This is a genomic window from Sphingomonas sp. CARO-RG-8B-R24-01 (assembly GCF_022662295.1).
Classification (GTDB): Bacteria; Pseudomonadota; Alphaproteobacteria; order Sphingomonadales; family Sphingomonadaceae; genus Sphingomonas.
This window is the reverse complement of sequence record NZ_JAKNQI010000008.1, coordinates 256,216-263,842: the sequence shown is the minus strand read 5'-3', so window position 1 is coordinate 263,842 and position 7,627 is coordinate 256,216. Positions and strand designations below refer to the sequence as shown.

Genomic DNA, 7,627 nt, shown 5'->3' with positions numbered 1-7,627 from the left:
TCGATTGCGGTCCGTCCGCTTCCATCCCCGAAAGCTGCATGTCCGCTTCCGGAATGGTGGCGGCCTGCATTAGCGGCTGAACGTCACGATCTGGTGGGGCAGCTGACCTGGCGGAGATGACGGTGGGGGGACGAAATTCCTTGCAACCTGTCCGTCATTCCGGCGTAGGCGAGCTCCCTTGCGAAAGTCGCTCGGCGCCCGACCGTCATCCCGGCGAAGGCCGGGGCCGTCTGGTTACCCGGGCGTGCCGGTGCGATCGGGCCCTGTATCGCCGGTTGCGTCTGAACAACAGGCCGGCCCCGGCCTGCGCCGGGGTGACCGGGGGGGGTGTGACCCTTTCATGGCGGCCCCCGACGCATTTGGTTGAAACAGCGCAAATTGGTCGATTGGGGACCGGCCGCTTCCGCCGGCCGGACATACGACAGCGCCAAACGCACCCAGCTGCGGCTCACCCCAGCTGGATCAGTTCCAGGCGGTTACCGAACGGATCCTCGGTAAAGAACCGCGTGCGCCCGGGGAGCGGCACGTCCTCGCCGATCGGACAGCCGGCATCCTGAAGCCGATGCGCAGCGCGGCAAGGTCGTCGGTCGTCAGCGCGACGTGCGCCTTGCGTGCGGGATGGAAATCCGCGTCCGCGCCGAGATGGAGCTGGTGGAGACCGAGATCGTACCAGCACCCGCTCCGCCCCGCCAGAATTGCGGGACGGTCGAGTTCGCGCAAGCCCAGCCGCGTGCCGTAAAAGCCAGGCGCTTCGGTCTCGCTACCCGGCGGGATGGCGATCTGCACGTGGTCCAGCGCGAACGCCATTACGCCAGCGCGATGTCCGGCGCGTCCTCGGCCTTCATGCCGATCACGTGATAGCCTGCATCCACATGGTGCGTCTCGCCGGTCACGCCGCTCGCGAGGTCGCTCAGCAAATACAGCCCCGCCCCGCCGACGTCCTCGATCGTCACGTTGCGCTTGAGCGGCGAGTTGAGCTCGTTCCACTTGAGGATCAGGCGGAAATCGCCGATTCCCGAGGCGGCAAGCGTCTTGATCGGCCCCGCCGAGATCGCGTTGACGCGGATGTTGTCGCGCCCGAGGTCGACCGCGAGATATTGCACGCTCGTCTCGAGCGCGGCCTTGGCGACGCCCATGACGTTGTAATGCGGGATGACCTTCTCCGCGCCATAATAGCTGAGCGTCAGCAGCGCGCCGCCGTTCGGCATCATCGCCGCCGCGCGCTTGCACACCGCGACGAACGAATAGACCGAGATGTTCATCGTCATCAGGAAATTGTCGAGGCTGGTGTCGACATAGCCGCCACGCAGCTCGTTCTTGTCGGAGAAGCCGATCGCATGGACGACGAAATCGATCGTCGGCCATTCCTTCGCGAGATCCGCGAAGGTCGCGTCGAGCGCCCCCATGTCCGACACGTCGCAATCGAACAGTCGAGCAACGCCCAGCTGTTCCGCCAGCGGGCGTACCCGCTTTTCCATCGCCTCGCCCTGGTAGCTGAACGCGAGTTCCGCCCCCGCTTCGCTCAGCTTCTTGGCAATCCCCCAGGCGAGCGAGCGATCATTGGCCAAGCCCATGATCAACCCGCGCTTGCCCGCCATCAATTCCGTCACGCCGCTACCGCCTCCTGTTGGTCTGTTGCGCTCTCTACCCCTTGTTCGGGCGGTTCCGCCAGTGCTGCATTGAGATGCGCCCCGAACACGATCCCCAAACCGACCAGGAAAAAGAACAACAGCGCGACGATCACGCCCGCCAGGCTGCCATAGGTCAGGTCATAGCTGCCAAGTTGCGACAGTACCAGCGGCAGCAAGGCGGTGATGGTGATCCACCAGACCGTGGTGAACAAGGCACCAGGCCATTTGGGGCATTTGCTGACGCGGTACTTCGATGGGGTGACCGAGAGGAACAGCATGTACAGCGCGCCGAACATCACCACGCCCGGCACCGCGCGCGACAGTCCGATCCAGCCCGCGACATTCTCCGCAAACGGCAGCAGCGCATAGATGAACCGCTCCGCCGCGGTCAGCATCCCCTGCACCAGGAAGGACAACAGGGCGAGCACCACCGACGCGACGATCACGAGCATCGAACTGATCCGGTAATGCCAGAACGGCTTGCTCGACTTGACGCCATAGGCCCGACGGAAAATATCCCGGATCGTTTCGACGAAACTGCCGACGGACCACAAGGCCACCAGCGCACCGATCCAAAGCAGCGATCCGGTCCTGGCCAGCAGCACGTCGTGGATCGGCTTTTCGAGCAGTTCCGCGACGTTCCCGGGCAGGACGTGCAGGAAGGATGCGACCGCACGCTGGGTCTCGGCGCTCTGGCCGAGCAGCGAAGCGATCGCCGCCGCCAGAATGAAGAACGGGAAAACGGTGACCAACGCCAGATAGGCGAGGTTACCCGCATGGATGAAACCATCGGAGAAGACGCCGATCAACGCGCGCCGGGTGACCTGCCAGGCCCGCGCCAGCAGCCGGGCATTGGGCGCCACATTATCGGGGTGGATCCCCGCCTCGCCACGGACGGCACGTTCTTCGGGCGAAGCGGGGGATACATCACTCATCCGGGATCAGACGCCCATGTCGCCCCTGGGGTTCCCTAAGTCGCGGTCTTTCCAGCCTTGTACGAACTCGATCAGCGCATCGTCATCGACCGGGAGATCGACCATGAGCGTCACCATCTGGTCGCCCCGCGTGCCGTCCTTGCGGTGGAACCCGCGCCCGCGCAGCCGCAGCACTTTGCCCGAGGACGAGCCCTTGGGCACCGTCAGCATCACCGCGCCCTCGACCGTCGGCACACGCACGCTCGCGCCGAGTACGGCTTCCGACAGGCTGATCGGCAGGTCGAGCAGGACGTTGTCGCCGTCGCGCGAGAAGAAGCGGTGCGGTTCGATCTCGAGCGTGACGATGCCGTCGCCATTGCCCCCCGGCCCCGGCTGGCCCTTGCCCGCGAGCCGCATCTGCGCGCCGCTCTCGAGCCCCGCGGGAAGCTTGAGGTCGATCGTCTTGCCGTCGGCGAGCGTGATCCGCTGCGGTTTGGCGGCGGCGGCGTCGGTGAACGGGACGTCGAGCTTGTAGAGCACGTTCGCGCCCTTGGGCTGTTCGCGATTGCGCCCGAACCCCCCGAACCCGCCCGAGAAACCGCCGCCGCCGCGACCGCCACCTGAGAACATGCCCTCGAAGATGTCGCTGAGGTCGGGGCCGTCCGCCTGGAACCCCTGCCCGCCCGGCCCGGGACGGAACCCGCCGCCGCCACCCGCCGGACCACCGAAGCCGAACGGCGACGCGGGATTGCCGTCGCCGTCGATCTCGCCACGGTCGAAGCGCGCGCGCTTGTCCTTGTCGTTCAGGATATCATAGGCCTGCGTCACCTTGCCGAAGCGGTCGCTGGCCTTGGGGTTGTCCTTGTTGCGATCCGGATGGAGTTCTTTCGCGAGCTTGCGATACGCCTTCTTGATGTCCGCTTCGCTCGCGGTGCGTTCGACGCCCAATGTCGTGTACGGATCGGCCACTTCTATCCCCGGTGCTGGTCTTTCCCCGTATTTGGGGAGTCATTACGGCTAGCGCAAATACTGGGCGCAAATCTCAGGCGACCGGCTCTAGCACAGGCGCGACGTCAACGCTGACATCCATCTTCTGCGCGCTCGACCCGAGCACGACGCCGTCGATCGGCGCGATCTCGCCGTAATCGCGCCCGATCGCCATCACGATATGGTCGCCCGCCATCCAGATCCCGTTGGTCGGATCGACCCCGACCCAGCCGAGCTCCGGCCCGCACCACAGCAGCACCCACGCGTGCGTCGCATCCGCCCCGACGAGCCGCGCCTGTCCGGGCGGCGGGATCGTGCGGATATAGCCCGAGGCATAAGCGGCGGGCAGGCCGGCGGCGCGCAGGCCCGTGATCATGATCTGCGCGAAATCCTGGCACACGCCGCCGCGCTTGAGGAACGCCTCGTGCGGGGGGGTGTCGACCAGGGTGGCATGCGGATCGAACGCAAAGTCGTGCTGGATCCGCTGCGCCAGCGCGATCGCGGCGTCGAGCGCGGGGCGATCCGGATCGAGATCGAGCGCGCAATAGTCCGCAATGTCGCGGTCAAGCGGGATCAGCGGCGACGGGAACAGATAGCTCGCCGGGCCCGCCGGGGACGGATCGCGGCTCGCGCGCGCGGCGACCGCGATGTCGTGGAGCCGCGGCGATCCGTCCGACGGCATCGGGACGGGCCGGTCGATATCGATCCGCGAGATGCTTTCGATCACGAGATGCCGGACGGGTTCGTCGACCACCAGCCGCACGACGTTGGCCAGCCCCGCCTCCGCGCGCGCAGGCGACACGCGCCCGGCGGGGGAGATGCGCAGGTCATAATCGAGCAGCCGCTGCCCCGACCAGTGGATCGGCTTGAGCCGCAGGTTGCAGCGCGCGAACTTGACGTTGCCACCGTAATCGAAGCGCGTGACGTGGCGGATGTCGTAGATCATCGCATCGCCCCTCCCGGGCTCGGCGATACCTTTGCCAATACCGAACTGTTCTCCTGCGAAAGCAGGAGTCCAGGAGTCCCGGACACGATCCGCGGCGGCTTTGCCCAACTCTGGGTTCCTGCCTTCGCAGGAACACAAGCGATGGATCGAAATTGTCGGCTCACGCGAGCACCATCCCCGCCGCGCGGAGCGGCTCCGCGCCCTGTAGAAAATAGCGCCGCGCGATCGCCTCGGACAATTGGAACAGCCGCCGTTCGACGTCGCCGAGGATATCCGCATCGAGCGCCGCGGCGGTCGCGGTCGAGACGATCGCGTGGAGCACGGTCCCCTGCGCCTGCTGCGGCTCCTCCATCCCGTCGTCCTCGAGCACGGGCAAATCCTTCAGATGCTCGCAGATCCGCACGATCTGATAGGCGAGCGAACGCGGGTTGTTGGGGTCGAGCGCAACGAGGTCGACGACGGGCACGCGCGCCATCCCGGTCAGATAGCGCTGGCGATAGCTGATCTGGCTGTCGGCGAGATCGAGCAGCGTCGACAGATCGTCCCCGCTCGCGCGCGCCAGCCCGAACGCGCGGATCGCGCGCGTCATCGTCGTCGCGCGCTCGAGCCGTCGCCCGAGATCATGGAATCGCCACGACGCGGTCCGCCCCATATGCTCCGCCGACAATCCCGACAAAGCCGCATAGCGCCGCTGGAGCGACCCCGCGCGATCGAGCATCCCGCCCCGGCTCGGGAAGGGCGCGTCGAGCAGGCGAATCACGTCCGCCGCCAGCCGGTCGCGCGACCCCTGCCCGATCCCGCGCGCGAGCCGGTTGATCGTCCGCACGCTGTGCCAGCCGTCATCCTCGAGCGCGGTGCGCGCAAACGCGGCGAGATCGGCGCGGCGCAGCGTCGCCGGATGCGGCGCGCCGCCGCCATTGACGACCAGCCCGACGAGCTTGCCGACCGTCTCCACCGCGAGCGCCGCGCCCGCATCGGCATCGATCGAATTGCCCAGCATCACGCGGATCACCCCGAGCAACGCCTCGCCGCGTTCGAGATAGCGCCCGAGCCAGAAGAAATTGTCCGCGACCCGGCTCGGCAGCGTGCCCGGGTTGCGGCGGACGTGGATCGTGTCGGCGGGCTGGAGCAGCGACACCGGCGCGACCGATTCGTCGCTGCCATGGACGACGACATCGGCGGACCACGTCCCCTGCCCCATCACCGACGCCCGCGGATCGGGATGCTCGCCGATCCGCGCGAACCCGCCGGGGAGGACGGTCCAGCGCCCATCGCCCCCGCGCGCGGCAAACACGCGCAGCGTGAACGGACGCGCCGCGAGCCCCGCGTCGGTCACCACCGGCATCGTCGATAGCCGGACGATCTCCTGCCCGACATAATCCTGCGGACGGCGCTCGAGGTCGGCGAGCAACGCGGCGCGTGCCTCCCCGGTGATTTCGATCCCGGGCCGCGCGATGCCGTCGGGCAAGCCCAGCGGCGCCACCCCGAAGGCGGGGCCGATCAGCATCGTGTCGAGATCCTCGATCACGCTGGCGCGCGCGGCATCCTGCCCGCACCACCAGGTCGCGATATTGGGGAGGATCAGGTCCCGCCCGGTCTCGCGCGCCGCGATCCGCGGCAGGAACGCGCCGAACGCGGGCGATTCGAGCACACCTGCGCCCGGCGCATTGGCGATCACCAGATTCCCCGCCGCCACCGCGTCGATCAGCCCGGCGACCCCGATCCGCGAATGCGAATCGAACGCGAGCGGATCGAGCAGGCGCGGGTCGATCCGGTGCCACAAGGCATCGACGCGCTTGAGCCCGCCGATCGTGCGGACATAGAGCTTGTCCTCGAGCGCGGCGAGATCCGGCCCCTCGACCAGCAGGAACCCGAGATAGCGCGCGAGATGCGCCTGTTCGGCATAACTCGCGCTGTAGCGGCCGGGCGTCAGCAAGCCGATGCGCGGCTCGACCCGGCGGCACGCCGCCGCCAGCCCGTCGCGGAACGCCGCGAAGAACGGCGCATGGCGTTCGACGTTGAGCCGCGCCTGCAGCCCCCCGAGCGACCGCGCGATCGCGAGCCGGTTTTCCAGCGCATAGCCCGCCCCCGCCGGCGCGCGCAGATGATCCGCGAGCACACGCCACTCGCCGGTCGGCCCACGCCCGAGGTCGATCGCGACGAAATGCAGATGATGCCCGCCGGGCGGCACCAGCCCCGCCATCGGGCGCAGGAAATGCGGCGAGCCGCCGACCAGCGCCGCGGGGAGCAGCCCGCGCGTGACCAGCGACGCGCTCCCGTACAGATCCGCGATGATCGTTTCGAGCAGGTCGGCGCGCTGGACGATCCCCGCCTCGATATGCCGCCATTCGTCGCTGGCGATCAGCAGCGGGACGGGCGACAGCGGCCACGGTCGCTCCTCGCTTTCGCCAATGATGCGGAAGCCGGTGCCGATATCCTCGGCATGCCGCTGCACCCGGTCGCGCGCGGTGGCGAGATCGTCGCCCGCCCCCGCCGCGAGTTCCTCGAACATCGCGGCCCAGGCGGGATCGGGCTGCGCGCCGAGCACGTCCCCCGCGCCGGCGCGCGCGCGATAGTCCGCGATCCAGCGCGCGGCATGGGTTCCGGCGTCGAGCAGCGAGGGGGCGGGGGCGGTGGCCATCAGGTCGCTCGCCGTAGGGCGATACCACGCCCGCCCGCTTGTTGTGCTCCTGCGAAGGCAGGAGCCCAGGGGTACCGCGCGCCAACCGGCGTAATTCCACTTTGCTCTGGGTTCCTGCCTTCGCAGGAACACGGGGCAGGCGGTGATCCGGACGTTCGCGTGCGGTCCGCTGCTCGGAGCTCTGCGCCCGCGCAACAATCCGCGATCCGGCGCGCGGCGGGCGTTCCCGCGTCGGGCAGCGAGGGGGTGGGAGCGGCGGCCATCAGATTCCTCGGTCTTGGGCGAGACCACCGAACAACGACCGTCGTGCTCCTGCGAAGGCAGGAGCCCAGGGGTATCGCGCGCCTGCCGGCCTTGTCCGGCTTGGCTCTGGGTTCCTGCCTTCGCAGGAACACGGCGCAAGCGGTGCGCACGCGGCCATAGCCGCCGCCCGGAGCGGAACGCCGGTCGACCCGTGGGAACAGCAAATGGATGGCGTGACGATCACTCGGGCCCCTTTGATCCCCGG

General features: G+C 68.3%; 6 protein-coding genes. All 6 read right to left on the bottom strand.

All coding sequences use genetic code 11. The features are described 5' to 3' along the window. Nucleotides 1-462: 462 nt before the first annotated feature. A complete protein-coding gene (locus L8G49_RS16585) occupies nt 463-807 on the bottom strand; it encodes a hypothetical protein (protein ID WP_242186818.1) in 345 nt (114 codons plus the stop codon). Continuing rightward, entirely contained in the window at nt 807-1,610 is an 804-nt protein-coding gene (fabI, locus tag L8G49_RS16580) for an enoyl-ACP reductase FabI (protein WP_347272077.1), read from the bottom strand. The genes L8G49_RS16585 and fabI overlap by 1 nt, the downstream gene beginning before the upstream one ends. Further along, a complete protein-coding gene (locus L8G49_RS16575; protein ID WP_242138465.1) occupies nt 1,607-2,566 on the bottom strand; it encodes a YihY/virulence factor BrkB family protein in 960 nt (319 codons plus the stop codon). Before L8G49_RS16575 ends, fabI begins: the two co-directional genes overlap by 4 nt. 6 nt (nt 2,567-2,572) lie before the next feature. Beyond that, nucleotides 2,573-3,514, bottom strand: coding sequence for a DnaJ C-terminal domain-containing protein (locus tag L8G49_RS16570; protein WP_242186817.1), 942 nt, complete (start codon nt 3,512-3,514; stop codon nt 2,573-2,575). A gap of 73 nt (nt 3,515-3,587) precedes the next feature. Next, nucleotides 3,588-4,478 (bottom strand): transglutaminase family protein, encoded by an 891-nt coding sequence (locus L8G49_RS16565; protein WP_242186816.1) that lies wholly within the window; start codon nt 4,476-4,478, stop codon nt 3,588-3,590. A 160-nt stretch (nt 4,479-4,638) separates the two neighbouring features. Next, nucleotides 4,639-7,119 (bottom strand): circularly permuted type 2 ATP-grasp protein, encoded by a 2,481-nt coding sequence (locus L8G49_RS16560; RefSeq protein WP_242186815.1) that lies wholly within the window; start codon nt 7,117-7,119, stop codon nt 4,639-4,641. Between the last annotated feature and the right edge of the window lie 508 nt (nt 7,120-7,627).

Excerpts from the sequence above, each read along its gene's own strand:
- L8G49_RS16585 (WP_242186818.1), bottom strand. The coding sequence starts at position 807 with ATGGCGTTCGCGCTGGACCACGTGCAGATCGCCATCCCGCCGGGTAGC.
- L8G49_RS16575 (WP_242138465.1), bottom strand. The coding sequence starts at position 2,566 with ATGAGTGATGTATCCCCCGCTTCGCCCGAAGAACGTGCCGTCCGTGGC.
- L8G49_RS16565 (WP_242186816.1), bottom strand. The coding sequence starts at position 4,478 with ATGATCTACGACATCCGCCACGTCACGCGCTTCGATTACGGTGGCAAC.
- L8G49_RS16560 (WP_242186815.1), bottom strand. The coding sequence starts at position 7,119 with ATGGCCACCGCCCCCGCCCCCTCGCTGCTCGACGCCGGAACCCATGCC.